This window comes from Halogranum roseipondis, assembly GCF_059695585.1.
This window is the reverse complement of record NZ_CM185235.1, coordinates 472534-497219: the sequence shown is the minus strand read 5'-3', so window position 1 is coordinate 497219 and position 24686 is coordinate 472534. Positions and strand designations below refer to the sequence as shown.

At 69.0% G+C, this 24686-nt stretch carries 24 protein-coding genes; 11 read left to right on the top strand and 13 right to left on the bottom strand.

Annotation, left to right across the window (positions count from 1 at the left end; all coding sequences use genetic code 11):
- Positions 1–34: 34 nt before the first annotated feature.
- The 8 genes from EOHIBHHM_RS02705 to EOHIBHHM_RS02670 form a co-directional block, all read right to left on the bottom strand.
- Entirely contained in the window at positions 35–3181 is a 3147-nt protein-coding gene (locus EOHIBHHM_RS02705) for a DUF7286 family protein (RefSeq protein WP_497254388.1), read from the bottom strand.
- On the bottom strand, positions 3178–4089 hold the full coding sequence (locus EOHIBHHM_RS02700; protein WP_497254386.1) for a DUF7284 family protein: 912 nt from the start codon (positions 4087–4089) through the stop codon (positions 3178–3180). The genes EOHIBHHM_RS02705 and EOHIBHHM_RS02700 overlap by 4 nt, the downstream gene beginning before the upstream one ends.
- A complete protein-coding gene (locus EOHIBHHM_RS02695; protein ID WP_497254384.1) occupies positions 4086–4577 on the bottom strand; it encodes a DUF7285 family protein in 492 nt (163 codons plus the stop codon). The genes EOHIBHHM_RS02700 and EOHIBHHM_RS02695 overlap by 4 nt, the downstream gene beginning before the upstream one ends.
- Positions 4555–5025 (bottom strand): DUF7283 family protein, encoded by a 471-nt coding sequence (locus EOHIBHHM_RS02690; protein WP_497254382.1) that lies wholly within the window; start codon positions 5023–5025, stop codon positions 4555–4557. Before EOHIBHHM_RS02690 ends, EOHIBHHM_RS02695 begins: the two co-directional genes overlap by 23 nt.
- 52 nt (positions 5026–5077) lie before the next feature.
- On the bottom strand, positions 5078–6859 hold the full coding sequence (locus EOHIBHHM_RS02685; RefSeq protein ID WP_497254380.1) for a type II secretion system protein: 1782 nt from the start codon (positions 6857–6859) through the stop codon (positions 5078–5080).
- Positions 6859–8838 (bottom strand): ATPase, T2SS/T4P/T4SS family, encoded by a 1980-nt coding sequence (locus EOHIBHHM_RS02680; RefSeq protein ID WP_497254378.1) that lies wholly within the window; start codon positions 8836–8838, stop codon positions 6859–6861. Before EOHIBHHM_RS02680 ends, EOHIBHHM_RS02685 begins: the two co-directional genes overlap by 1 nt.
- Before the next feature lie 73 nt (positions 8839–8911).
- The gene (locus EOHIBHHM_RS02675; protein ID WP_497254376.1) at positions 8912–9376 is read right to left on the bottom strand and encodes a DUF7311 family protein; all 465 of its coding nucleotides are present in this window, start codon (positions 9374–9376) and stop codon (positions 8912–8914) included.
- Positions 9373–9786 (bottom strand): DUF7310 family coiled-coil domain-containing protein, encoded by a 414-nt coding sequence (locus tag EOHIBHHM_RS02670; RefSeq protein ID WP_497254374.1) that lies wholly within the window; start codon positions 9784–9786, stop codon positions 9373–9375. Before EOHIBHHM_RS02670 ends, EOHIBHHM_RS02675 begins: the two co-directional genes overlap by 4 nt.
- Positions 9787–9863: 77 nt before the next feature.
- Between EOHIBHHM_RS02670 and EOHIBHHM_RS02665 the strand changes: the two genes are divergently transcribed.
- Entirely contained in the window at positions 9864–10949 is a 1086-nt protein-coding gene (locus tag EOHIBHHM_RS02665) for a tubulin/FtsZ family protein (RefSeq protein ID WP_497254372.1), read from the top strand.
- A gap of 71 nt (positions 10950–11020) precedes the next feature.
- Here EOHIBHHM_RS02665 and EOHIBHHM_RS02660 read toward each other — a convergent pair whose 3' ends face one another.
- Positions 11021–12370 carry an alkaline phosphatase family protein gene (locus EOHIBHHM_RS02660; RefSeq protein ID WP_497254370.1) on the bottom strand — a complete coding sequence of 450 codons (1350 nt, stop codon included), beginning with the start codon at positions 12368–12370 and terminating at the stop codon, positions 11021–11023.
- A gap of 591 nt (positions 12371–12961) precedes the next feature.
- Here EOHIBHHM_RS02660 and EOHIBHHM_RS02655 point away from each other — a divergent pair.
- The 3 genes from EOHIBHHM_RS02655 to EOHIBHHM_RS02645 are packed head-to-tail and all read left to right on the top strand — an operon-like array spanning position 12962 to position 15626.
- Positions 12962–13399: a DUF5788 family protein gene (locus EOHIBHHM_RS02655; protein WP_497254368.1), complete on the top strand. Its 438-nt coding sequence runs from the start codon at positions 12962–12964 to the stop codon at positions 13397–13399.
- Positions 13396–15147 (top strand): DNA polymerase/3'-5' exonuclease PolX, encoded by a 1752-nt coding sequence (gene polX / locus EOHIBHHM_RS02650; RefSeq protein WP_497254366.1) that lies wholly within the window; start codon positions 13396–13398, stop codon positions 15145–15147. Before EOHIBHHM_RS02655 ends, polX begins: the two co-directional genes overlap by 4 nt.
- The gene (locus tag EOHIBHHM_RS02645) at positions 15147–15626 is read left to right on the top strand and encodes a Mut7-C RNAse domain-containing protein (RefSeq protein WP_497254364.1); all 480 of its coding nucleotides are present in this window, start codon (positions 15147–15149) and stop codon (positions 15624–15626) included. The genes polX and EOHIBHHM_RS02645 overlap by 1 nt, the downstream gene beginning before the upstream one ends.
- Before the next feature lie 7 nt (positions 15627–15633).
- On the opposite strand, the gene EOHIBHHM_RS02640 is transcribed toward EOHIBHHM_RS02645, so the two are convergent.
- Positions 15634–16536 (bottom strand): cell division protein CdpA domain-containing protein, encoded by a 903-nt coding sequence (locus EOHIBHHM_RS02640; protein ID WP_497254362.1) that lies wholly within the window; start codon positions 16534–16536, stop codon positions 15634–15636.
- A gap of 125 nt (positions 16537–16661) precedes the next feature.
- Here EOHIBHHM_RS02640 and EOHIBHHM_RS02635 point away from each other — a divergent pair, with 125 nt between their 5' ends.
- Complete coding sequence (locus EOHIBHHM_RS02635) at positions 16662–16949, top strand: DUF5789 family protein (RefSeq protein ID WP_497254360.1); 288 nt, start codon at positions 16662–16664, stop codon at positions 16947–16949.
- Between the two features lie 93 nt (positions 16950–17042).
- On the top strand, positions 17043–17495 hold the full coding sequence (locus EOHIBHHM_RS02630; protein ID WP_497254358.1) for a DUF302 domain-containing protein: 453 nt from the start codon (positions 17043–17045) through the stop codon (positions 17493–17495).
- A 45-nt stretch (positions 17496–17540) separates the two neighbouring features.
- Here EOHIBHHM_RS02630 and nreA read toward each other — a convergent pair whose 3' ends face one another.
- Both nreA and EOHIBHHM_RS02620 read right to left on the bottom strand, forming a co-directional pair.
- A complete protein-coding gene (gene nreA, locus EOHIBHHM_RS02625) occupies positions 17541–18815 on the bottom strand; it encodes a DNA repair protein NreA (protein WP_497254356.1) in 1275 nt (424 codons plus the stop codon).
- Positions 18816–19029: 214 nt separating this feature from the next.
- Entirely contained in the window at positions 19030–20007 is a 978-nt protein-coding gene (locus EOHIBHHM_RS02620; RefSeq protein ID WP_497254354.1) for a transcription initiation factor IIB, read from the bottom strand.
- Positions 20008–20108: 101 nt separating this feature from the next.
- Between EOHIBHHM_RS02620 and rnhA the strand changes: the two genes are divergently transcribed.
- Both rnhA and EOHIBHHM_RS02610 read left to right on the top strand, forming a co-directional pair.
- On the top strand, positions 20109–20705 hold the full coding sequence (gene rnhA / locus EOHIBHHM_RS02615; protein WP_497254352.1) for a ribonuclease HI: 597 nt from the start codon (positions 20109–20111) through the stop codon (positions 20703–20705).
- Positions 20698–21264 (top strand): DUF7108 domain-containing protein, encoded by a 567-nt coding sequence (locus EOHIBHHM_RS02610; protein ID WP_497254350.1) that lies wholly within the window; start codon positions 20698–20700, stop codon positions 21262–21264. The genes rnhA and EOHIBHHM_RS02610 overlap by 8 nt, the downstream gene beginning before the upstream one ends.
- A 15-nt stretch (positions 21265–21279) precedes the next feature.
- On the opposite strand, the gene EOHIBHHM_RS02605 is transcribed toward EOHIBHHM_RS02610, so the two are convergent.
- Complete coding sequence (locus EOHIBHHM_RS02605) at positions 21280–21639, bottom strand: PadR family transcriptional regulator (protein ID WP_497254348.1); 360 nt, start codon at positions 21637–21639, stop codon at positions 21280–21282.
- Positions 21640–21961: 322 nt separating this feature from the next.
- On the opposite strand from EOHIBHHM_RS02605, the gene EOHIBHHM_RS02600 reads away from it, so the two are divergent.
- The 3 genes from EOHIBHHM_RS02600 (at position 21962) to EOHIBHHM_RS02590 (ending at position 24684) form a co-directional block, all read left to right on the top strand.
- Positions 21962–22495 carry an inorganic diphosphatase gene (locus EOHIBHHM_RS02600; RefSeq protein ID WP_497254346.1) on the top strand — a complete coding sequence of 178 codons (534 nt, stop codon included), beginning with the start codon at positions 21962–21964 and terminating at the stop codon, positions 22493–22495.
- Between the two features lie 498 nt (positions 22496–22993).
- Positions 22994–23896, top strand: coding sequence for a rhomboid family intramembrane serine protease (locus tag EOHIBHHM_RS02595; RefSeq protein ID WP_497254344.1), 903 nt, complete (start codon positions 22994–22996; stop codon positions 23894–23896).
- Positions 23896–24684 carry an endonuclease V gene (locus EOHIBHHM_RS02590; RefSeq protein WP_497254342.1) on the top strand — a complete coding sequence of 263 codons (789 nt, stop codon included), beginning with the start codon at positions 23896–23898 and terminating at the stop codon, positions 24682–24684. Before EOHIBHHM_RS02595 ends, EOHIBHHM_RS02590 begins: the two co-directional genes overlap by 1 nt.
- The last annotated feature ends 2 nt before the right edge of the window (positions 24685–24686 follow it).

Sequence of the window (24686 nt, the reverse complement as noted above, 5' to 3'; positions counted from 1 at the left end):
CTGTCGCCCTCGTCGACGGCGTGTCCGACCATCGTCAGTCAGTCCGACAGTCGTCGGCGGCCACCGGCGTCGACGTCGGCGACGTTGCCGACGTTGCCGACGTTGCTGACGCACCACTCCCGACGCAACCCGGTCCGTCGGCCCACCCCGCCGACCGCTCGTCGGCGTCGCCGTCGACGTCGCCGACCCACCGCCCGCCCGGAACCGCAGTGACGGCGACGGCCGTCGTCTCGAACGAGAGGCGTTCGCTCCGGCCCAGCCGTTCCGTCTCGCCGTCTCCATCGACGTCGAGCGCGACGGACGACCCGTCGCGGACGTACTGGAGCGTCGCCCCGCTCCCGTCGGAGGGGCCACTGTACGCTCGGACCGTGAAGCGCAGGTATTCGCCACGGACCGTCACGTGCCAGACGTTGGCCGTCGCGTACCAGTAGCCGGGGGCAGGCGCGACGGGGACGCCAGCGGGGACGCCCTCGACCGTCTCGTTGAGCACGCGCCGGGCGGCCCGCTTGCCTGCACGCTCCGAGAGACGCGCGGCGCCGTCGGTGACGTACTTCTTCACCGTCGCGTCGGCGTACTCGCGGACGACCCGGGCGGTCGCGTTCGTCTCCTCCTGTGGCACCTTCGTCTCGCTCCCCTGCGTCGCCCGACCGACGTCGACGCGGAGACGGGTCCCGAGTCGGTCCGCCGCCCGCGCGTCGAGGTCGGCGCGAGCGCGGACCTCGGCAGTGAGCGCACGCGCGAACGACCCGTTCGCCGCCGCCAGCGCGCGGTGACCGGCACCGTCCCACCGGGCGAACGCCGCGTCGACGGCCGCGCGATGTTCGCGCCGAGTGAGCGAGGTCTCCCGGACGACCGGGCGTCGCGTCTCCCGTCCGACGGTCGAGAGCGACTCGCCGACCGACCGCCGAAGGACGTCCCGTCGCTGGCGGAGGCTCCGGTTGTCGGTGCGGGCGAGCGTCCGGTTGGCGGCGACGAGCGTACTCCCGGCGGTCCGGAGGTCGACCGTCCGGTCGGTCGCGAACAGCGACAGCACGCCGTCGGTGGCGTCGCCGTACGGGACGGCGAACACGTTGAGGTTTCGGGCGGTCAGCGGTCGGTAGCGCCGGTTCTCGGGGACCGCCTCGACGTGCTCCTCGGAGACGGTCGACAGCGTCAGATAGCCCGGCGACCCGTCGGGGACGAGTGCGACGTCCCCACCCGGAGCCGACTCGTCGGTTCCGAGACGGCGGTACCGTGGCTCGCTCGTCTCCGAACCGGCGGCGACGGCCGCCGCGAGACGGTCGGTCGATCCGACGCCCGCCTCCGAGAGCGCCTCGTCGAGCACGTCCGTCGACTCGTGTCGCGCCGCCGCACGTTCGTCGAGCCGAGCGACGACGCGATCGAGGTAGGCCCGCCGTGCGGCGACGCGTGCCCTGTCGGCGACGCCGTCGTACGTCGGCGGTGCGTCGACGAGTCGCGCACGCCGGTCGCGGAGTCGGTCGGCGAGACGTGCCGGCGGGTTCACTCTCCCGGTCGCGACGGCGCGGGCGTCGACGTTGACCGAGATGTTCCGGACGCGCTCGCGGAGTCGAGCCAGGTCGTGGTAGACCCACTTCGCGAGTCCGTCGGGTCGTCGCCCGGAGACGACGGTCGAGTCGTCGACGTCGCCGTCGACGGCCCGGACGGCGACGGTGTCGCGGTTCGTCTCGAGCAGGCGGTCGGTCGCTCGCGCGGGGACGTCGGCGAGGTTCGGCCCGTCGAGCGCGCCGCCTCGTTCGTAGGTTGGTCGAACTGACCGAGCGGGTGCCGCTCCGACCGGGTCGTACTCGCCGCCGACGGCGACGCTCACGCGGTACTCGTCTCGCCACCGATGGACTCGACGGCGCGTCTCGTTGCCCCGTCGCCAGAGACGGACGACGCGGCTGTGACGAGTGACGTGTCGTCCGAACGTGGTGAACCGCTCGTCGCCGACGTCGAGGGACTCCGGCGTCGCCGGGTCGACCTCGACGGAGTCGCGCGTTCGCTCGTCGACGAGCGACCAGTTCTCGCCCGGCGGCCGTCGCTCGGGACGCTCCTCGTCGACGACGTGGTCGACGTCGGTGGCGAGGCGTGCCGTCGTCCGGTACGACCCCCGTAGCGTCCGTTCGAGCGATTCCGAATCGCGGTCGGAGAGCAGCGTCGCGAACGCGACGTCCGCGGTACGGTCGACGCCGACCGACAGCGTCCGGTTCGCTCGCTCGGGTCCCGTCTGACCTCGCTCGGCGAGTCGCGGCGGCGCACCGTCCCCCGTGAGGCTGATCGGCGAGGGCGGATACGTCCGGTTCAGTCGACCTCTGAGCGCACTCGCCGACCCGGCGTGGAGGTCCTGTAACCTGACGTGTGTCGTGGCTCGGTGGAGGCCACGTCGCGCACGCGGGTCGTCGCGACCGAAGGTGGCCCGCTGAGTCCCGAGCACACCTCCGTTCGCGGCGAGTTCGACGTGGCGGTTCCCGAGGACGTTCGAGATCGGCATCCCGCTGTACTGGCCGGCGCTCCGCGCCCAGACGACGGGGGCGAGTCGACCGGTCAACCGCTGGCCGAGCCCCCGCCCCTCAAGCGGACCGCGGTTCAGCCGCCGCTCGTACACCCTCGTCCGGTCGTGAGCGAGCAACACCGGCGTCGAGACGGTCAGCGTCACCGCCTCGGTGTCGCGGGCGACGACGCGACCGTCTCGGCGAGCAGTCGTGGTCACGTCGCGGACGGTCACCCGAATCGCCGTCCCGTTCGCTGCCCGTTCGACGGCGACGCGCCGTTTGGCGTCTGCGAGCTCCGAGACGTTCGTCACCGGTGGAAGCGAGACGTCTGCGACGACGTCGTTCCGACGGTGGTCGACCCTCTCGAACCGGTCCCGTGCGACGAGATAGATGCGAAGCCGCAGCGCGTCGCGGAACGGCGTCGAGTCGTCGAGCACCCGACCGGCGGGCGTGTCGGCGGCGACCGTCACCGGGTCGCGAGCGGCGTCCCGGGCGGCCTCCTTCGCTGCCGAGCGGAGTGCGGGACCGACGTTCGCCTCGACGCGGTCCATCGCGGTGTCGACGCTGTCGTCGTGTCGAACTGGTCCGCCCGCCGAGAGCGTCGTCGCGTAGGTCGCGCTACCGACGAGTAGCAGCACCCCGAGGAGGGCGAACGGCACTCGCGCCCGTCTGTCGTTCGCGAGTCTCACGCGGACCACGTCCTGACGACGATCCGAACCTCGGCGACGCGGACGCTCGTGGCGGCCTCCTCGGGGCTGTCGAACGCCGTTCGGAGGTCACGCTCGACGGCGTCTGCGACCGCGCCGGTCAGTCGATCGTTCGCGTCGGTCGGTCGAACCTCGCCGTCGTCGCCGTCGTCGCCGTCGTCGCTGCCGCTCTCTCCACCGTCGACGGCGACGCCGTACGCCTCACCGGCGCGGCGGTATCGGTACTCGGCGAACCGGGAGACGGGGTAGTCGCCGCGGAGCGCGAACCGGAGGTCGTCCGGCGGGAACAGCCCCGAGACGACGCGGTCGGCGACGACGCGGGCGACGCCTTCGTAACCGGACTCCGCTGCCGCCGAACGCGCGTCGTCCCGTGCAGCAGGCAGTCCGCTCGGCACCGAGACGGTCGCCGCGTGGACCGTCGCCGACGGCGGCGGCGACGACCCGGCGGTCAGCCGGCTGTCGAGGTGCGAGCCGCGATACGGTTCCCACCGGACGATCAGTTGGGTGCCGTCGTCTGCGACGTCCCGTTCGACCCGTTCGCGGACGGCCTCCCGGAACCCGTCGTCGGTGTGTGTCAGCGGTTCGTTTGCGACGGTGACAGTGCCGACGGCGGCGTCGGCCAGCAGTCCGGCGAGCGTCCCGTGCGTCGACCGCTCGAACTCGGGACCCGACGTCGTCGGAAACGCGACGAGGTCGTCGTCCGCGCGTCTCGCACCGGCCGCGAGGCTGTAGTTCACCGTCGCGGTGCTCGTCGTGAGCGTCGTCGCGACCGCGTCGGCACGGTCGCCGTCGACGTCGCCGTCGACCGCGTCGGGGACCGTCACCAGCGTCACCGCCGCCGCGCTGACGAGGAGCAGACAGAGCGCCACGTCGAGGACGGCGCTCGTCACGACCAGACCACCGCCCGAAGGCGGCCGTGACGAACGCGACCCGGACCGAGACGGACGCCGACCGACCGGGCGGCGCTGTCGACCGTCCCCTCGGCGGACGTCGCGGTGGGAGTCGGTGGTCCCGCCTCCCACTCCCTCGCTGCCGCCCGCACGCTGAGATTCGCCTCGTAGCCGTCGGGAGCGACGGAGCGAGCGTCCTCCAGCGAACTCGGGTCGAGGACGCCGGCGGTGGTCGTCGCCTCGTGGACGCGTTCGAGCGTCGGGGTGGCGACGTCCCGGTCGACGCCGACAGTCGCCGAGACGTCGTCGAGGACGCCCGCGTAGAGGCTCACGCCGAGCGAGACGGCGAACAGCGCGACGAGCGCGACGAGCGGGTCGGTCTGTCCGCGCTGGCCGTCGGGGAAGTCGCTCCGCGCTCGTCCGTCGCGTCGGGCGATCCCGTCGCGCCCACCGCCGTCGTGGTCGCTACGCATCGACGAGGACGGCATCGACCCCCTCCCACGAGACGCGTCGGACCACGAGCGTCCGGTCGACCGGCCGCCACGTCGGTTCGGCCGTCCGGGCCTCGACGAGCGCCTGCTGGAAGGCGCGCCGGGAGTCGAACACGTCTGTCGGCGGACGGCCGTAGAGCACCTGTTGGAGCTTCGACCCCTCCGAGACCGGCGTCACTGGCCCGAAGGCGTACGACGCGTGGGTGGTGCCGCCGTCGTTCCGGAGGCTCACGCGGTGCGGGCCGAGTCTGACCGCCGTCGCCTCGAGTGGCTGTTCGGCGGTCGTCGGGTGGTCGCTCGCGGCGACGCGGTCGACCGTGTTCGCGACGGCCGTCGCGTCCGGGGGGGCCGTCGTCGGTACGGCGGTGACGACGCCGAGCAGCGCGAGACTCGCGAACGAGAGGCCGATCCAACTGTACCACGCTTCGAGCGGAACGTCGAACATGGGCCGGGGTGGTCGCCTCTCCGTACTTAAACGCTCGCGACGACCGACGGAGTCAGACGAGCAGTCCCGCCGCCACGACGGCGGCGAGGTAGGTCGCCGTCGCCGACAGCAGCGCGAGCCCGACGCGGTAGCCCACCAGCGCGCGGTCCAGCCCGTGTTCGAGGCCGACGGCGAGCGTCGTCAACAGCGCCGCGAGGAGCAAGACGTAGACGCCGACGGCCGGGCCGAGCGACGCCGTGGCGAGTGCGTCGCCACCGCCGAGGCTGTTACCGCTAGACGCGACGGCCGTCGCTGCGTGCGTCGACTCGGACCCGCTCACCCCCTCTGCGGTCGCCATCCGGTCGGCCAGCGCCACTGTCGCCCCACCGACCAGCGGCGCGAACAGCGCGGCCGTGTTCGCGAGCGTCTCCGTCACCGTCGCCAGCTCTCGACGGGCCTCCCGTTCGACCTCGCGCAGCGAGTCGAGCTGATCGGCCATCGCGACGATGGCGCTCCCGGCGGGTGCTCCCTGTGTCGCCGCGAGCGCGAGGAGACCGGCCGTCCCCCGGACTCGGTCGCTCGGGACGTCCGAGAGCACCCCGTAGCGTCCGAAGAAGGCCGCCCGCACGCCGACGCGGAGGTTGCGCTGGACGCGGACGGCGTCGGCGAGCAACGCACCGGTCGCGCCCGTCGTCTCCTCGCTCGCGCGAGCGAGCGCCGTCTCGACGGCCGTCCCCTCGGCGACGCGGCGACCGACGAGGTAGAGCGCGTCGGGGAGTCCGTCCTCGATCGCCCGCACCCGGTCGCGGACCGCCTTCACGGGTCGGTAGCGAACCACCAGCGCCACGCCCGACCCGAACCCGACCGCGGCGAGCGGCCCGGCCCAGGGGACGAGCGTCGACGCGACGAGCCAGCCTCCGGCGGCCGCGACGCCCCCTGCAGCGACTTCGCGCCGGGGCGTCGTCGGGACGTCGGGGTGGTCGCTCCCGACGCGCGGCGGCGGGAAGGCGACCGGCCGACGCAGGAGGAGCCAGCCGCAGGCGACCAGGAGTCCGGTCGGGAGGAGCACGTCGTAGAGCAGGACGAACGCCGGAAGCGACACCGGCAAGCCGGCGACACGCGCCGCGGGGAGGACGCCGACGAGGGCGAGCGGGAGCAGCACACCGAAGGCGTAGAGCGCGGTCGCCGGTCCGCGGATCGACGCCGCGAACGTCGCCATCCGACTCCGAGTCCCCTCGAGCACCGCCGCGAGCGCCCGATCGAGCGACCGTCCCCGTTCGTCGTCGGTCGCGACGGCGCTCGCCGCGAGCAGGGAGACGGCGCGGTCGAGTTCGGGGAACCACTCGCGCCACTCCGTGGCGAACCCGTCGAACCCGCTCTCGGGCGTCCCAGTGGCGCGACGGACGTGCTCGCCGAGACTGTCGGCGAGCGGTCCGTCGCCGGTTCGGGCGGCGAACCGTGCGGCCCGTTCGACCGTCGGTTCGATGCGCATCCGCAGCACCGCCCGTCCGACGAGTCCCGTCGTGGCACCGAGCGCTCGCGTCCGTCTGGCGTCCGAGCGGACGACCGGCAGTCGATGGACGCCGTGGGCAGTCCCGAGCGCGACGGCGAGTGCGCCGGGAACGGCGACCGCGAGAGACCCCGTGAGGACGACCACGGCGACGAGACAGCCAGCCGCGGCGACGACCGCCGCGCCGTACCCGGCACGGACGACGGTGTCCGCGTCGACGTCGCTGCCGAGGTAAGCGAGCGCCCGATCCAGTTCGACGCTCGAGTCGACGGCCCACGGATAGAGTCGAGCGAGCGACGTCGCGAGTGTCGCAGCGCGGTCGGGTTGAGGGTCGGAGTCGACCATCAGTCCGCGCTCCGTCCCCGCCGTCGTTCCCGATACGCTCGGACGACGTCGGCCGGGCGGGTCCGGTCTGTCGTCGCCAGTTCGGCCAGCCGTCGCTCGCGCTCGCCGAGCACCGCCCGGAGGTCCGCGTAGCTCTCGTCCGGGCGCGTGAGGTCTGCGAGGAGCGTGCTGTTACCGCGAGCGAGCGTGCCGGTCGGGGCGAGTCCGTCGTCCCCCTCGCCGGTCCGTGCGAACAGCGGTTCGAACCGGACGCCGTCGTCGGTCGACCGCACCTCCTCGACGCTTGCGACGTGTCTGGAGTCGCCGGCGGCGAGCGTGACGACGAGATCGGTCGCGCCGAACGACGACTCCGGAACGCCGAGGTCCGAGACGACGCGTTCGCGGACCGCCGCGCCGCCGTCGCCGTGGATGGTCCCGAGGACGGCGCTCCCGCTGGCACCGACGCGCATCGCCTCGTACAGCGTCGCGGTCTCCTCGCCGCGCACCTCGCCGACGACGAGTGCGCCCTCCCCGAGTCGGAGCGCCGTCCGGAGCGCCTCCGTCGGGGAGAGCGCGTCGCTCGCGTCGGTACCGGCGTAGAGCGGTTGGACGTCCCGACCGTGACGCTGGAGCGTCTCGACCGGGAGTTCCGGCGTGTCTTCGATGGTGACCGTCCGCGTCGCCGCGGGCAACTCCCACAGCAGCGCCCCGAGCAGCGTCGTCTTCCCCGCGCCGCGCGTCCCGGCGACGAGTCCCGCCGCCGACCGCTCGACGGCGACCGAGAGGAGCGCGGCGGCGTCTGCCGGGAGAGTGTCGTTGGCGACGAGTCCGGGGAGCGTCCACGCGTCGCCGTCGTGACGGCGGAAGGCGAACCCGACGCCGTCGCTCGCGGGGTCGCTCACGCCCGCGACGCGGACGCTCCCGTCGACGCCGGCCTCGACGATGGCGTCGATGGTCGGCGACGCCCGCGAGAACGGGCGGCCGCTCGTCCGCCGGAACCGCGAGGCGAGGGCGGCGGCACCGCCCGGCGTGAGTCGGACGTTCGTCCGCATCCGCTCGCCGTCGACCGAGACGCGCACGGGGTTCGCCGTCACGGGTGCGGACACGAAGGCGTCGGAGACGCGCGGGTCGGCGAAGCAGTCGTCGAGGACGCCGTGGCCGCGCGTGTACTTCGTCAGTTCACGCGTGAGCAGTTCGACCGGGTCGTCGCCGTCGGCGACCTGCCGGACCGCTCTGCCCGGAGCACGTCGGCCGCCGTCGACGCCGCCCGTGGCGAGTCGCTCCTCCGCGGCCGCCAGCGTCGACGTCGCGTCGACGTCGAGCGTGTGTGCGATCGGTTCGAGCTGGTACCACGGGAGGTCGCCGTCAGTGTCGTAGATTCGGACCGTCGCGCCCGTCTCCAAGGACCAGCGGTCGACGAGTCGAGCGTCCGGCGGGGGCGTGAGTCGGACGCGAGAGCGGGCGACGGTCGGGCCGACGAACGGGTCGAGGATGCGACGGTACGCACCGCGGCCGGAGCCGCTGTCGCCGCACCCGTCGGCTTCGGAGGGGACGGCGAGCCCGTCGACCACGGCCGCCAACCCGGTCTCGGCGGCGACCGTCGCCGTGGCGTCGGCCCGTCCCGTCGCCTCGTGTGCGGCACCGAGCGGGTCGCGGCGGGCGCGGTCTGCCAGTCGGTCGTCGTGAAACGACGCGCGCTCGACGAACTTCCCCGCCGCGAGCAGGAGCGCCGCTGCACCGTCGGCGTAGATGCGTTCCCGCCCGTCGCTGCGGGTCCGGACGACGTCGGCGTCGCGGTCGGCGAGCGCGTCGACGACGGTGGCTCGACAGGCGGCGGCGACGGCGAGATCGCCGCCGCCCGAACAGTCGTCGCTGTCGACGACGCACTCGACGCGGTCGTCGACGCCGGTGCCGGTCGGTTCGTCGAACGAGACCGAGCACCGACAGCCGTCGGCTCGCTCGTTGGCGCGGAGGTCGGTCAGTCGGTCTACGAGTCGCATGGGCCGCGGTGGTCGCCTCCCGGTACTTGAACGCTCGGCTCGTGCCGTCTCACCGCCATCTGTCTCCGGTTCGTCACCGGCGACGAACGACGACGGCCGACTCGTCGCCGTCGCGCACGAGCGATAGCACCAGTCGGTGCGTCCCACTGCCCCGCAAGACGACGGGCCCGTCCGGGGTGCGAAGCGGCACGTCGAGTCGAACGCGTCGCTGGCGGCCGTTCTGTAGGGTGTAGCTCACCGCCGCCGACGTCGTCGACTCGTCGGCACCGTCTGGCTGACCGGCCACGGTGACGCTGTCGACGGCGGTCGTCGTCCACGACGGCCGGGGAACGGCGACAGCGACGACGCGACGAGCACCGGCGACGTCGCGGCGTGTCGGCGCGTCCCGGTCGACGAGCGTCGTCGCCGCCGCAGTGAGGCGCGCGACGTCGGCGTCGAGTCCGGCAGCCGTTCGGTCGGCGCGGGCGCTCTCGACCGCCGGGAGCGACGCCGACAAGAGGGCGGTCGCGAGCGCGACGGCGAGGACGACCCGGATCACAGGGCGTCGCGCAGACGGTCGACGAGGTCGGCGTCGCCGCTCTCCGTGTCCTCTCCAGCCCTGTCGCCGGAGACAGCTCCGTCACCCGTTTCGGCACACACCGCCTCGAACGCTGCGTCGTCGGGAGTTTCGTCCAGCGTCTCGGCGAGCGACTCCACGCCGGCGAGTGCGGCGTCCGCGCGACGTTCGACGTCCCGGTTCACCGCCCGGACGCCGCCGACGTAGCCGCGGAGCGCCTGCGTCGCCGCTTCGAGTTCGGTCACCCGGTCGTCGAGCTCTGCGGCCCGCGTCTCGAGTGCGGCGAGTCGCTCCTCGGCGTCGGCTGCGTCCGACAGCGACGCGACGTCCGTGTCGCCGTCGGTCAGACTGCGCTCGACCGCGTCGAGACGCTCCGAGAGGTCGTCGGTCATACGGCGTCGTGGTCGTTCTTTCTTTCATAAATCTTCGCAGGGGAACGTTCAAGAGGGGGCCAGTCATGGTGTCAGCTATGAAGACCGTCCTGATCGGTGTCGGCCAGGCCGGCGGCAAGCTCGCGACCGAACTCGTCGAGTTCGACGACCGGATGGGGTTCGGCGCAGTCACCGGCGCGCTGGCCGTCAACAGTGCGAAGGCGGACCTCCAACCGCTCCCACTCGAGACGGTGCTGGTCGGCCAGGACCGCGTGAACGGCCACGGCGTCGGCGGCGACAACGAACTCGGTGCGGAACTGATGCAGTCGGACGCCCGCGAGGTCATGTCGGCGCTCGACGGCAGTATCACCGCCGAAGCGGAGTCGATCGTGGTCGTGGCGGGACTCGGTGGTGGCACCGGCTCCGGCGGCGCACCCGTCCTCGCGAAGGAGCTCAAGCGCGTCTACGACGTCCCCGTCTACGTCCTCGGCGTTCTCCCCGGCGAGGGTGAGGGAGCGATGTACCAGGTCAACGCGGGTCGTTCGCTGAAGACGGCCGCACGTGAGGCCGACTCGGTGCTCCTCGTCGACAACGACGCCTGGCGTTCCACCGGCGAGAGCATGGAGGAGGGGTACGACGCCATCAACGAGGCCATCGCCAAGCGCGTCGGGTTGCTGCTCGCTTCGGGTGAAGCAGTCGAGGGCGTCGCGGAGAGCGTCGTCGACTCCAGCGAGATCATCAACACGCTCCGCTCGGGCGGGATCTCCGCGCTCGGCTACGCCAGCGCCGAGGCGGCCCCCGACCCCGAGGAGAACATCAACACGGTGATGAGCACGACACGGCAGGCGCTCCTGACGGGGACGAGTCTCCCGGACGCGACGACGGCCGACTCCGCGCTCGTCGTCGTCGCCGCCGACGCCGACCGTATCCCCCGGAAGGGCGTCGAACGCGCCCGCCACTGGGTCGAAGAGGAGACCGGCAGTCTGCAGGTCCGCGGCGGCGACTTCCCGCTCGGCAGCGAGCGCATCGCGACGCTGGTCCTCCTCGGCGGCGTCGAACGGTCGGACCGCGTTCAACGGTTCATGAAGCGCGCGAAGGAGGCACAGGAGGCAGAAGAAGCGAAGGACGAACGACCGGACCCGGTCAGCGCCTTCGACAACGACGAGATAGACTCGTTGCTCTGAGGCGTCGCTGTTCAGTTCGTGACTCCTTCTGAAAAGCTGAAAGACCGTTCGTCCGTCGAATCGGTACTCGCTTACCGCGACAGCAGACAACCGCCGTCGAACTCGGAGCGCTGGTACTCGACCTCCATCAGGTCGAGGATGGTCGGCGCGATGTCGAACAGGTCGGCGTCTTCGATGCTCGCCTCGGGGTCGTCGACGTAGAGCGAGGCGTTGTCGAAACTGTGCATCCCGTTGCGCGGGCCGGTACCGAAGACGTCCTCGTGGCCCTTGAAGCCGGCCTTCAGGTCGAAGCCGTGGTTCGGGACGACGACGAGGTCCGGGGCGATGTCGTCGTGCTCGCCGCGGAACGCCTCCTCCTTCTCGACGACGCGGGCGGCCACCTTGTTGCCGTCGGGGCCTTCGAGGTTCTCGAGCGCTTGTTTCAACTCTGCGCGCTTCGTCTCGTACTCGTCTTCGGGGACCGAACCGCGCGGTTCGCGGCCTTCGAGGTTGAGGTAGAACCGGCCGGGGATGAGCGAGTAGGCCTCGGTGTCGTCGGCGATGTCGCCGAGTTCCGAGTGGTCGTCGCTCTCGTAGGAGAGCCACCCCTCCTGTTCGAGCCAGGTGTTGAAGTGGACCTCGTAGTCCAGCGAGGTGAACCCGTGGTCGGAGGCGACGACGAGGGTGACGTCCTCCGGGAGCATCTCGCGGATCTTCCCGATGTACTCGTCGACCTTGCGATAGAACTCCATGAACGCCTCCTTGTTCTCGCCGTCGCGCTCGTAGTCCTTGAACAGGAAGTGGTTGACCCGGTCGGTCGTCATGAAGACACCGAAGAAGAGGTCCCAGTCGTCCTCCTGGATGTAGTGTTCGAACGCCTCGAACCGCTTGTCGAGCGTGTCGTGGGCGTCCTCGACGAAGTCGGACTTGTCGTCTTTGTGGCCGAGCTTGGCGTTGACGTCGATCTTGTAGTCGATGTCCTGGAGGTAGTCGCGGAACTCGTCGGGGTAGGCGGCTTTGTCGACGCCCGGCGAGAGGAACCCCGAGACCATCCGCTGGACGTTGCGCTGCGGCGGGAACGTGACGGGGACGTTCATCACCGTCGCGTTCATGCCGGCCTCGCCGACGCGGTCCCAGAGCCGTTTGGCCTGGACGTCCCGCCCCATCGGAACGTACGTGTCGTAGCTGCCGACCTCTCGGTCCTGGAAGCCGTAGACGCCGGTCTCACCGGGGTTGACGCCCGTGGTGAGCGCGGGCCAGCAGGCGCTGGACTCCGGCGGGACGATGCTGTCGATGGCGCCGGCGCTGCCTTCCTCGGCGAGGGCGGCGAAGTTGGGGAACTCGTCGCGGTGCTCGTTGAGGAGGCTAAACGGCACCCCGTCGATGCCGATGAAGGCGACGCGCGGGTTGTCGTTGCCGCGCAGTCGGTCGAACAATCCCATAGGACCGCTTACCCTCGAAGGCCATAAAGAACCTTCCATAGATGCCGGTTCTGTCGGTGTCTGTGACGGTGGAGTGCTCTGTTTGGGTTTGTGAAGGGTCTCTCTGCGAACGGGCGTCCAGCGACTTCGCGACGGTTTACCCGCTCTCAGGTGGATTCTACATCGGCAGTTGCAGAGGGAGTCAGAAGCCAGTAGTGACACGGCCCGCGACTGCTTGCGCGACGAGACGCCACACCCTCCCCAATCGACTGCGCTCCTCGCGTCACTTCGTTCTGCTTCGGTGTTCGTTCCTCGCGTGCGTGGTTCGCGACAACGCAAGAGCCTGCGGCTCTTGCTGGCCTCCGCTCGGTTCCCTCGCGGCGCCACTGAGCTTCGCTCAGTGAGCGACTTGCAAAGGGCGAGTGCTCTCAGGGAAGCACGGCGATGTAAGCACCGCAGCGAAGCGAGGAGCGCAACGAGACGCGCGACCTGAGAGCGCGAGGGCTTTGCGGAGCAAGAGTCACTGCATCGTGGTCTGTGAGTCAACACCCGGTTCCAACTCACGTTACTAGCGGCGAAGGAGCAAAGTGCGAACCACGCCAACAGCGTCCCGTGAAAGAGTTCCAGCGGAAGCAGCTCCTGGAGCGCGTCAACCGGGAGGGCGCGACCATCGGGGCGACCATCCCCGACGAGATCGAGGTTCAGGGAGAGACCCTCGACCTCCAGGAGTTCGTCTTCGAGATCAAACGCCGCGACACCATCCCGTCGGGCGAGCGCGACCGCGTCGACCGGGCGAAGCGGAACCTCCGCCGGGAACGCATCGAACGCCTCGAGAAGATCGAGGAGAACGAAGTGAGCTACGAGGAGGGCGAGCGGCTGGTCGAGAGCATCGTCGGCATCGACCGGGCGCTGAACGCGCTCGAACAGCTCGAACCCGTCGACCTCGAACAGGAGGCGCAGGTCCAGGAGGCCGCCGACAAGAAACGGTGGATGAGCTTCCTGAACAAGGTGCTCGGCCGCGACAGCGACAACAAGGGGATCCGCCGATGAGTCGGAGCCGAAACGACGAGATCGCGACGCTGCTCGAGGAGTTCGCCGACCTCCTCGATGCGAAACGCGTCGAGTACAAACCCCGGTCGTACCGCCGAGCGGCGGAGAACATCCGCGAGTTCCCCCAGCCCATCGAGGACCTCGCCGCCGAGGGACAGGACGCCGTCGAGGAGATCCAGGGCGTCGGCGACGCCATCTCCAGCAAGGTCCTCGAGTACTTCGAGACCGGCGAGATAGGGGAGTTGGACGAACTCCGCGAGGACCTCCCCGTCGACATGCGAGAGTTGACGAACGTCGAGGGCGTCGGCCCGAAGACGGTCGGCGACCTCTACGAGGCGCTCGGCATCACGACGCTCGACGAGCTCGAAGCGGCCGCCGAAGCGGGCGAGATACAGGAGATCAAGGGGTACGGCCCGAAGACCGAGGAGAACATCCTCGAGAACATCCCCTTCGCCCGCGAGTCACAGGAACGCGAACTGCTCGGCGACGCCCGCCCGCTCGCCGACTCGGTGCTCGACTACCTCGGCGGTGTCGACGCCGTCGAACGCGCCGACGTCGCGGGGTCGATCCGCAGGTGGAAAGAGACGATCGGCGACGTGGACGTGCTCGTCGCCAGCGAGGCGGGCGAGTCCGTCGTCGACGCTTTCACCGACTGGCCCGCGGCCGACTCGGTCGTCGAAGCCGGCACCGGGAAGGCGAGTGTCCGCGCCGACGGGATCAGAGTCGACCTCCGGGTCGTCGTCCCCGCGGAGTTCGGATCGGCGCTCCAGTACTTCACGGGGAGTAAAGAGCACAACGTCCACCTTCGGAACGTCGCCATCGAGCGCGACCTGAAGATGAACGAGTACGGCATCTTCGACGTCTCGGACGTCGAGGACGCGAGCGACCAACGCGCCGGACGGCGCGTCGGCGGCGAGACCGAGGCGGAGATGTACGCTGCACTCGACCTCCCCCTCATCCCGCCGGAGTTGCGGGAGGACACGGGCGAGATCGAGGCCGCCGCGGACGACGAACTCCCCGACCTGCTGGAACTCGACGCCATCCGCGGCGACCTCCACACCCACACCGACTGGTCCGACGGCGACAACACCATCGCGGAGATGGTCGCCGGGGCGGCGGAACGCGGCTACGAGTATCACGTCGTCTCGGACCACGCGACCGGACCGGGGATGGTCGGCGGCGTCGGCCTCGACGACGACGAGTTACGGGAACAGATGGACGCCGTCGCCGAGGTCGCCGCCGAGGCCGACATCGCTGTCCTCCACGGGGTCGAAGCCAACGTCGACGCCGAGGGTGGCATCTCCGTCGCCGACGACCTGCTCGACGAACTGGACGTCGTCGTCGCCTCGCCGCACAGCGCGCTCGGACAGGACCGCGAGACGGCGACCGAACGCCTCGTCCGCGCCATCGAACATCCGTCGGTCGACGTGCTCGGCCACCCGACGGGACGACTCATTCACACCCGACCCGGACTCGAACTCGACTACGAACGCGTCGCCCGGGCGGCCGTCGAACACGGAACGGCGCTGGAGGTCAACGCCAACCCGCACCGACTCGACCTGAACGACGCCGGCGTCCGTGCCGCCGTCGAGGCGGGTGCGACCATCGCCGTCGACACCGACGCCCACTCACCCGCTACGCTCGACTACATGCGGTACGGCGTCCACACCGCTCGTCGCGGCTGGGCCGAAGAGACGGACGTGTTGAACACGCGGGACGTCGAGGGGCTCCGCGAGTTCCTCCACTGATGGCGCGTCCGGACGACGACCGACCGCGGCTCCTCCTCGACGTGATGCTCGGTAAACTCGCGACGTACCTTCGGATGTGTGGTTACGACGCGGCGTACGCACTCGACGACGGAGTCGAGGACGACGACCGGCTACTCGACGTCGCGCGCGAGGAAGGGCGAGTGCTCCTCACCCGCGACCGCCAGTTGGCGAGCCGGGCGACCGAGTCGGTGCTCCTGACCGAACGCGACGTGAAAGAGCAACTACGCGAACTCCGGTCCGAGGGGTTCGCGCTCTCGCTGGACGACGAACCGAGGTTCTGCGGACGGTGCAACGGCCGAGTCGCTCCGGTCGACGACGCGGACGACGGCGACGCCGACGAACCGCGCCCCGACTACGTTCCCGACGATACACCGCTCTGGCGGTGTCGTCAGTGCGGGCAGTACTTCTGGCGAGGGAGCCACTGGGACGACGTCGACGCGCGGTTGAACGAGTTGTGAGCGACCGTCAGTTCTGCGGAGTCCACTCCCGACAGGCGGTCATGTCGTCCATCGCCTCACTGTGGTAGCCGCAGTAGGGGACCATCCCGTCGTCGGTGCGGACGTACTGGAAGTGTGCACAGCTACCGCAGTAGGCGTCGCCGCGACTCGGCGCGTTCGGGGATGCGGCGGACGAGTCGGTCAGCACCTCGGCACCGTCGGTGTCCGAGGGGTTCGGCGTCGTCTCTCCCGCCGGCGACGACGCGTCCGTCGGCGAACGGACGTCGGTGTCCGCCGCGCCGCCGTCGCTGACGGTCGTGTTCCGTCCGTTCGTCTGCGTCTCGACGTTCCCGTCGGGCGTATCGCCGAGGAGGCCGACGCCGCCGAACGAGCGGGCCTGTGCGGCGGGCACCTCGATGACTCGCGTCTCGCCCTGCCGAGTCACCTCCATCTTCACCGTACCGCCGGGGTCGTTTCGCGTCTTGAAGTTCGCGACGCCGGCGAACAGACACCAGAACGTGGTGATCGTGCCAAGGAAGTAGACGCCGACCGTCGGGAGGGTGAGGTCCGTGTGAGTCCCGCGACAGACGGCCCCGATCCAGCCGCAGGGGTAGGCGTGCCAGAAGAGCGCGACGCCGAGAAGAGAGATGCTCGCGCCGACGACGGCCGCAGCGCGCGTCTTTCGTGCCGCCGGGAGGACGGTGAACACGCCCAGAAACACCGCCGGGACGCCGACGCCCGCGAGAACACCGCCGTACAGGCGGGCGGTGACGAACCCGCCGTTCTCCGGGCGGAGAACGTTCGTCGTCGTGACGACGATGCCCGCGATGACCAGGAGCGCACCGACGAGAAACAGCGTCACGCCGAGGTAGAGCCGCCGGGGGGTACTCTGCCCCGCCGCGCTGGTGTACGCCTCGGAGAGACTAGTCATGGCGGCGAGTATGTAACCACACCACAAAAACGATGCGTCAGACACACGCATGACGGGTCGCGACTGTCTCTCGGTACCGACGTCGGTCCGAAGGGATTAATGTCGGCGCTCGCAAATCGACGGATATGGCTGACGAGGAAGCGGAAGACGAGGCTCCTGCGGTCGAACTCGGTGAAGGCGAGACCGTCGAGGGCGCGCCGCTCGCGCAGGTCGCCTCTCGACTCACGTGGCCCCAGGAGAAGAGCTTGATCGAACGGAAGGAGGGCGACGCAGTCGTTCGGACCCCCGACGGCCCACAGACGCTCTCGGACGTCCTCACGGAGATCGACGTGACCTACTTCGACACCCGACAGTCGTTCGTCGAGGCCGTCCACGGCGTCGTCGGCACCGGCCCCGTCGAGACCGAGAGCTAGCGACGATCCGTTCTCTGCGGCAGGTCTCCCGACACCCTTCTGCGCCTATCCGTCCCCGGTAGCTTTTCCGCCTCTGCAGGCGAACGGACAGCTATGGCGCTGCCTATCGATCCGACGGTACTCGAAAGTGGAGACATCGGCGAGGAGCGTGCGACGCTGCAGATGGAGCACGAGGAGGCCATCGAACACGTCCGCGAGGCGTTCACCGACGCCGGGTTCGGCGTCGCCACCGAGTTCTCTCCCTCGGAACTGCTCAACGAGAAGGTCGACGCCGGTCGCGACCCCTACTACGTCCTCGGCGCGTGCAACCCCGAGATTGCCGACGAGGTGCTCACCGTCTCGGACAACAAGATGGGCGCGCTGTTCCCCTGTAACGTCGTCATCTGGGAGGAGGAGCCGGGCGTCCAGACCGTCTACCACGTGAGCATCATGCGCATCGGTCGCCTCGTCGGTCTCGCGCCCGACGACGACGAGATGGCCGAGATCATCGCCCAGACTGGCGAACTCGTCGACGAGGCGTTCGCGAACCTCGACACTGACGAGTAGGAACACGAAGACGACGGCGCGATTCGACGGTTCAGTTCTGTGCGCTCAGACGAAGTCCGTCAGGTTCGCCTGGAGCCCGGACACCATCGTCGACTTCCGGCGCAGATCCGCCAGCGACACGGGTAGCTGCGTCGTCACCTCGCGGACGGCGTCGCCGAACGTCTCCGCCTCGCCGTGGTCGCCGTCGAACGCGTGACGGATCGCCTCGCGGATCTGCCAGACGCCGACCGGCCCCCAGTAGTCGTCGGAGACGTGTCGCAACACGAGCACCTTCGCCTGTCGACCCATCTCGGAGAGCTGTTCGAGCACGGCCAACCGGGCGGCGTAGTAGGCGCCGGCGGTCTCTTCGACGTAGCTCGTCCGGCCCTCGAACCCTTCGCGGTCGCTTGCGAGCCACAGCCTCTCTCCGTCGGGGTTCCAGATGCTCCCCGGCGCTTTCATCTCGGTGAGCTCGAACTCCCAGCGACCGGGAGCGAGGACGACCCAGAAGGCGTTGCCGAGATACTCGTTGCGCCAGACCTGCACGGTGTCGACGCTCGGTGCGTCCCTGATCGTTCCGCGGAGGTACTGGCCGACGGTGTCGTCGACGGCGGTGATCGACCACCGCGTCGGCACGAGTCGTCGATGTTCGGCCTGCCCCAGCGCGCCCGCCGAGAGGATCGTGTTGATGTCGTATACGTCGAACCCACGACGGTAGAGGTAGTTCATCGCCCCCTGTGCCTGCCAGTCGTCGTCTTCGAGCGTCTTCTTCACCGGCTTGGGGACGTGTGGGTTCTCGCCCAAGTCCGCAGAGCGCGCCCGCGCTCGTGGACCGGTCGGCGTGGCGACGTCCGCCCGCGAGACGTCGAAGTCGAGCTCCGGGCTGCCCTCGAGACCGATTTCGACGCTCACCGGACGGTCGGCGATGGCGACCTCCCGCTGGGTGCCGACGAACCCGTCCCACGCGTCGTGGACGTTCGCCTCGTGGCCGAGGTCGACGCTGGCCGACCGGTTGGAGTTGAGCAGGCTCGTCCGCCGCTGGAACACGTCGTCGATGCTGACGCCCTCCTCGTACCAGGCGGCGCTGGTCTCGAAGCGGGCGGCGTCGTCCTCGTGGCCCACCGGCGAGAGGATGCCCGTCGAGACGTTGGGGTAGTTCGACCGTCCGACGAAGATGGAGGGCGAGACGCTGCCGACGACGGCGTCGCCCTGCACGGCGTCGTCGAAGCGGTGCTGGAACGCTTCGAGTTCGTCGAGGATCGCGTAGGATTTCTCCTTCGCTAAGCGTCGTCGGTCGGCCGCCTCGTCGGCCTCCATCTCGATGTAGTCGTCGAGCCGCATTCGACCGCACTAACGGCTCTGGCGGCATGAAGCTTCGGAGACGGGAGTTCGGCGAACAGGCGACACGCCGTCGGGACCACGGGCCGGTGTGTCGCACGATCGCTGCCGGCCCGTGGGTCGGAGTCAGTGCATGGACCGTGGTGGTCACCCTCCCGGAGAAAAAGGTTCGGCGGCACGACGGGCGTGAGGCCCGGCGAGCGCGTGGTCGACCCGCTCAGCCGTGGATGCCCATCGCTTCGATCTGTTCCTGATAGCGGTTGCGGATGGTGACTTCGGTCACCTGCGACACCTCGGCGACCTCCCGTTGAGTCTTCTTCTCGTTGCAGAGCAACGAAGCGGCGTAGATGGCGGCGGCGGCGAACCCCGTCGGCGACTTCCCCGACAGCAGCCCCTTCTCGGCTGTCGTCTCGATGATCTCCGTCGCCTTCGACTGCACCTCCTTGCTGAGGTCGAGCTCGCTCGTGAACCGCGGCACGTACTTCGTCGGGTCGACGGGTTCGAGTTCGAGACCGAGTTCCTGGGAGACGTACCGATACGTCCGGCCGATCTCCTTTCGCTCGACCCGCGAGACCTCCGAGATCTCCTCCAGCGAACGCGGCAGCCCCTCCTGACGGCAGGCGGCGTAGAGCGCGCTCGTGGCGACGCCCTCGATGGAGCGCCCCCGGATGAGATCTTCGCTCAGTGCGCGGCGGTAGATGACGGAGGCGACTTCCCGTACAGAGCGTGGGACGCCCAGCGCGGAGGCCATCCGATCGATCTCCGACAGCGCGAACTGCAGGTTGCGTTCGCCGGCGTCCTTCGTCCGGATGCGCTCCTGCCACTTGCGCAACCGGTGCATCTGACTTCGCTTCTCCGAGGAGAGCGACCGCCCGTAGGCGTCTTTGTCCTTCCAGTCGATCTGGGTGGTCAACCCCTTGTCGTGCATCGTCTGCGTCGTCGGCGCGCCGACCCGGGACTTCGACTGCCGTTCGGAGTGGTTGAACGCGCGCCACTCCGGTCCTCGGTCGATCTGATCTTCCTCGACGACGAGCCCGGTCTCCTCGTGGATCAGCTCCCCGTCGGCCGTCCGAACCAGGTCTTCGGGGTCGAGGTCGTCGGGGTCGAGGTCGGCCGTCTCGTCCGCGGTGGTTTCGTCGCCCTGCCACGTCCGCTGCCGGTCGGTGTGCTCCCGTTGGCGGGTGGGCCGTGTCATCGCATTTTTATAGTCTCACGACGAGAGAATATAACTCTGCGGGCCGGTCGCTGGTTCGACGGAACGAACCGGCTTTACGTCTCCCGTCGGTCGGTTCCGATATGCCGACTATCGAGTGCGACACGGACGAGGCGCGCGAGGCGCTCCGTGCCGCCGGGGTGGAGATTCGGCCCGGAAACACCGACCACGAGGAGTGGCGTGCCGAACGCGGAGACGCGATCGCCGTCGCTTACGACGGAAAGGTCGTGGTACAGGGGGGCAACCCCACCGACATCACGCTGTTGTTGCAGGAGGGGTCGGCCACGCGGGGACACGTCTACTTCGACGGGGCCAGTCGTGGTAACCCGGGGCCGGCGGCCATCGGGTGGGCGATCGTCACGAGCGACGGCATCGTCGCCGAGGGGTCCGAGCGCATCGGCCGGACGACGAACAACCGCGCCGAGTACGCGGCGCTCGTCCGGGCGCTGGAGGCGGCCAGCGAGTACGGGCTTCGGGAGGTCGACCTCCGCGGCGACTCCCAGCTCGTGGTCAAACAGGTCCGCGGCGAGTGGAACACGAACGACCCCGACCTCCGGGAGCGACGAGTGAGGGTTCGCGAACTGCTGACCGAGTTCGACCGCTGGTCCATCGCCCACGTTCCGCGAGAGATAAACGAGCGCGCCGACACCCTAGCGAACGAGGCACTCGACAATGAGTGAGCGCGAACTTCCCGACGACGTCACCGACGAAGCGGAGCGACTGACGCGACTCGCACGTAACGCAGTCGACGACGACGAGACGACCGCCTATGAGAGCCACCGCGAGGACCTGCTCTCGGAGCACGAGTTCACCGCGCGGATCCGCGAGGAGGACGACGTGCTCGTCCTCCACCCCGACGAGTGGGTCGAAGACGGGACGATCCGCGTCGAACGCATCGACGACACGGACCGTGCGGTCGAGATCCCGCTCTCCGCACCGGGCGACGAAGACGACTGGGAGGCGGTGGAGGCACACAACGCCGCCCTCGTCGAGTCGGTCGCCGACGCACACGGTCCGGTTCACGCCGCAAACTGTCGGGCGTTCGTGGACTTTCTGGGGAACCACTACGTCCGCCGCGTCGAGGACGCGACCGCTGCCGAGATCGACGTGTTTCTTTCCGAGTACTATCCGCGGAACGCGTGGCCGAGCGACGACCAGCGCGACGTGATAGAGCAGTCGCTAGAGCTACTGTTCGGAGCAGTGGACGCGGACGTGCCCGGTCGTCCGCGCAAAAAGTGATCGGCGGTTCTACCCTTACAGGCGTGTGTCGACGAGTTCGCGGACCTCTTCACCGCGCGTCTCGTCCGTGACGAACTTCGACAGCATCCAGTTGAGCCGGTCGAGGACGGCGTCGTGGCCCTCTTCGGTCAGCTCGTACTGGTTCGTTCGCTTGTCGAGTTCACTCTTCTCGACGAGTCCCATCTCGACGAGGTCGTCGAGGTTGGGGTACAGTCGCCCGTGGTTGACCTCGGTCCCGTAGTAGCTCTCGAGGTTTCGCTTGATCGCGAGCCCGTACATCGGTTCCTCCGAGAGGATCACGAGGATGTTCTGTTGGAACGCGGTCAGGTCGCGTGCAATGCCTGCTTCGTCGTCAATTGTTTGTGCCTCTGACATAGTTATTGAAATGTCACCGTGCTATTTAACCCTTCTCAACTTTCTATTTGTTTCCGGGTTTTGCACGGGTATTCCGGCGTGTCTCAACCTGTGAGACATCTGCCGACGCGACGAAAACTGCCCGTTTCCACCGGTCGATTCCGGCCCTCCGAGTCGCCGGCGTGGCCGACGTACCGTCGCGGTATTCTTCACGTGCCGGTCGCAGATGCTGTTGAGATTCGCACGCGAATAGTCTCCCCCCTAACAAATGAACTTTTTGGCATTGGGGTGATCGCAGGCGATGCCGAAAACCCTTTGCACCGTTTCGGAGAACTACGAACGCATGACGAACCTCTGGGAAGACCTGGAAACCGGCCCGAACCCGCCGGAGACCATCTACGCGGTCGTCGAATGTCTCAAAGGCGAACGGAACAAGTACGAGTACGACAAGGACATCCCCGGCGTCGTTCTCGATCGGGTTCTTCACAGCAACGTTCACTACCCCTCCGACTACGGGTTCATCCCGCAGTCGTACTACGACGACGGAGACCCCTTCGACGTGCTCGTGCTCGTCGAGGACCAGACCTTCCCCGGCTGTGTCATCGAAGCCCGTCCGGTCGCGCTCATGAAGATGGACGACGACGGCGAGCAGGACGACAAGGTCATCGCCGTCCCGACCGAGGACCCCCGGTTCGCCCACATCGGCGACCTCGAAGACATCCCCCAGCAGCGACTCAACGAGATCGACGAGTTCTTCAAGACCTACAAGAACCTCGAGAAGGGCAAAGAGGTCGAGACGCTCGGATGGGAGGACAAGCAGGCGGCGATGGACGCCATCGAGCACGCCCAGGAACTCTACGACGAGCAGTTCGACTGAACCTCACGCGACCTCGCGGATCTTCTCTCGACGCCGATCGGCCGACAGCGGCGGCGTTCATATAGTAACGGGTGCACGTCGTCACACACCCGACCGGCCGCTGTCGTGCGGTCGGGTGTGGAGACAGGTGCACGTATACCTCCCACGTATCAGCGACCGCCCCGCCGATAATTTATGCGCATGGGTAATTATTTGGGGATGAGACCGCAACGACTACTCGATGGCAGCGAAACACCCGCGGCTCGGTCTGAACCACCTGACGGTCGTCCCGGCGAACTTCGAGAAAGGGACCGAAGACGCCGACGTCACGGACGAGACGGTCGACGAGTAGTCCGTTCGTCCGCCGACGAGTAGTCTTCGCCACGCGGGACCGGGGGGAGCGGCAATCGGTCCTACCAGTCGTCACCCCGTCTCGACCGTGGAAACGGCCAGCCGTTTGCGTGTTCTGGACACACCGGAGCCAAACCCCTTTTACCGACTGGCTACTACCCTGCGGTAATGGCCGAATGCGACGAGTGCGGCAGGTACGAGAACCTGCCGTACCAGTGTCGACGTTGTGGGCAGACGTTCTGTGCGGAGCATCGACTCCCGGAGAACCACTCCTGTCCCGGCTTGTCGGAGTGGGACGACCCGAGCGGCGTCTTCGACAGCGGGTTCGACGACAGCGTGGACAACAGAGGCGGGCAGTCGAGCGGTATCATCGAGCGTGCGACGAGTACGGGCGGGTTCTTCGGCTACTTCCGCGGAAACCTGACCTACCTCTTCCTCGGACTGATGTGGGTGACGTTCCTCGCACAGGTGGTCCTGGAATCGATCGGGCTGGCCCAGCTGTCGGCGTCGCTGTTCATCCTCCGGTCGACGCACGTCGAGTACGTCTGGACGTGGGTCACGTCCGTCTTCGCTCACGGCGGGTTCCAGCACATCGCGTTCAACTCCATCGCGCTGTACTTCTTCGGTCCGCCGGTCGAACAGCGACTCCGCTCGAAGAAGTACGCGGCGCTGTTCCTCGGCGGCGGCATCCTCGCTGGCCTCGCCCAGATCGGGTTCAGCTTCGCCCTCGGTGACCCAATCACCGGCGTCGTCGGTGCCAGCGGAGCCATCATGGCGATCATGGGCGTGCTCACCGTCCTGAATCCGAACCTGAAGGTGTATCTGTACTTCGTCATCCCGATGCCGCTTTGGGTGCTCACCTTCGGCTTCGCGGCGCTGAGCCTCGTCGCCGGCTTCGGGACGCTGAACGGCGGTGGCGGCTTCCTCGGCGGCAACGTCGCCCACATCGCACATCTCGCGGGACTGGTGATCGGACTCGTCTACGGCTCGCAGATCAAGGGGAGCCAACAGGCGCCGCAGTCGCTGCGCTTCGGCGGCGGTGGCGGCGGTCCGGGGCGCGGTCGGTTCTGATGCGGCCGGCCCGCCCGGAGTTCGTCCCCGACGCCTCGCTCTCCCGCGAGGAGATGGAGACGCTCCAGCGCGAGGTCGCCGCCGCCGCGACGTTCGACGACGACCTCTCGTTCGACCCCGCGAACGTCTCGCTTGCGTCCTCGTCGCTCGTCCCCGACGAGAAACGGCCGCTCGTCGCCGGCGTCGACCAGGCGTTCCTCGACGACCACGCCGTGAGCGCCATCGTCGTCCTCCGTGGCGGTGAGGTGGTCGAGCGCACACACGCGGTGACGGAGCTGTCCATCCCGTACGTTCCCGGACTGCTCTCCTTTCGCGAGGGCGGTCCCATCCTCGACGCCTTCGCCGAGTTGGCGTGTGACCCCGACCTCGTCGTCTTCGACGGGAGCGGCCGCATCCACTTCCGGCAGGCCGGACTGGCGACCCACATGGGCGTCACGCTCGACGTGCCCGCCGTCGGCGTCGCCAAGAGCCTCCTCTGTGGTCGTCCCCGCGAGTCCGTCGACGAACGGCCCGAGGGGTGGCGGACGCCCATCGAGGCGGCCGACGGCGTCGAACCACGTGACGTCGACGACCCCGAGGGGTTCGCCGACACCGTCGTCGGCTACGCCTACCAGTCACGGCAGTACCCCAACGCCAAGAAGATCAACCCGCTCTACGTCAGCCCCGGCCACCGCGTCTCTGCGGAGACGACGGTCGACCTCGTCGCGCGACTCGGCGGCGAGTACAAACTTCCGGAGCCGACGCGCCTCGCCGACGCCTACGCAGACGACTGCAAGAGGGAGTATTAACT

Bases quoted from the DNA above. Each gene is read 5' to 3' on its own strand.
- EOHIBHHM_RS02640 (WP_497254362.1), bottom strand. From the start codon at position 16,536: ATGACTAGTCTCTCCGAGGCGTACACCAGCGCGGCGGGGCAGAGTACC.
- polX (WP_497254366.1), top strand. From the start codon at position 13,396: ATGAGTCGGAGCCGAAACGACGAGATCGCGACGCTGCTCGAGGAGTTC.
- EOHIBHHM_RS02600 (WP_497254346.1), top strand. From the start codon at position 21,962: ATGACGAACCTCTGGGAAGACCTGGAAACCGGCCCGAACCCGCCGGAG.
- EOHIBHHM_RS02670 (WP_497254374.1), bottom strand. From the start codon at position 9,786: ATGACCGACGACCTCTCGGAGCGTCTCGACGCGGTCGAGCGCAGTCTG.
- EOHIBHHM_RS02690 (WP_497254382.1), bottom strand. From the start codon at position 5,025: ATGTTCGACGTTCCGCTCGAAGCGTGGTACAGTTGGATCGGCCTCTCG.
- rnhA (WP_497254352.1), top strand. From the start codon at position 20,109: ATGCCGACTATCGAGTGCGACACGGACGAGGCGCGCGAGGCGCTCCGT.
- EOHIBHHM_RS02620 (WP_497254354.1), bottom strand. From the start codon at position 20,007: ATGACACGGCCCACCCGCCAACGGGAGCACACCGACCGGCAGCGGACG.
- EOHIBHHM_RS02665 (WP_497254372.1), top strand. From the start codon at position 9,864: ATGAAGACCGTCCTGATCGGTGTCGGCCAGGCCGGCGGCAAGCTCGCG.
- EOHIBHHM_RS02685 (WP_497254380.1), bottom strand. From the start codon at position 6,859: ATGGTCGACTCCGACCCTCAACCCGACCGCGCTGCGACACTCGCGACG.
- EOHIBHHM_RS02645 (WP_497254364.1), top strand. From the start codon at position 15,147: ATGGCGCGTCCGGACGACGACCGACCGCGGCTCCTCCTCGACGTGATG.
- EOHIBHHM_RS02695 (WP_497254384.1), bottom strand. From the start codon at position 4,577: ATGCCGTCCTCGTCGATGCGTAGCGACCACGACGGCGGTGGGCGCGAC.
- EOHIBHHM_RS02605 (WP_497254348.1), bottom strand. From the start codon at position 21,639: ATGTCAGAGGCACAAACAATTGACGACGAAGCAGGCATTGCACGCGAC.
- EOHIBHHM_RS02610 (WP_497254350.1), top strand. From the start codon at position 20,698: ATGAGTGAGCGCGAACTTCCCGACGACGTCACCGACGAAGCGGAGCGA.
- EOHIBHHM_RS02590 (WP_497254342.1), top strand. From the start codon at position 23,896: ATGCGGCCGGCCCGCCCGGAGTTCGTCCCCGACGCCTCGCTCTCCCGC.
- EOHIBHHM_RS02630 (WP_497254358.1), top strand. From the start codon at position 17,043: ATGGCGCTGCCTATCGATCCGACGGTACTCGAAAGTGGAGACATCGGC.
- EOHIBHHM_RS02635 (WP_497254360.1), top strand. From the start codon at position 16,662: ATGGCTGACGAGGAAGCGGAAGACGAGGCTCCTGCGGTCGAACTCGGT.
- EOHIBHHM_RS02595 (WP_497254344.1), top strand. From the start codon at position 22,994: ATGGCCGAATGCGACGAGTGCGGCAGGTACGAGAACCTGCCGTACCAG.
- EOHIBHHM_RS02660 (WP_497254370.1), bottom strand. From the start codon at position 12,370: ATGGGATTGTTCGACCGACTGCGCGGCAACGACAACCCGCGCGTCGCC.
- EOHIBHHM_RS02680 (WP_497254378.1), bottom strand. From the start codon at position 8,838: ATGCGACTCGTAGACCGACTGACCGACCTCCGCGCCAACGAGCGAGCC.
- nreA (WP_497254356.1), bottom strand. From the start codon at position 18,815: ATGCGGCTCGACGACTACATCGAGATGGAGGCCGACGAGGCGGCCGAC.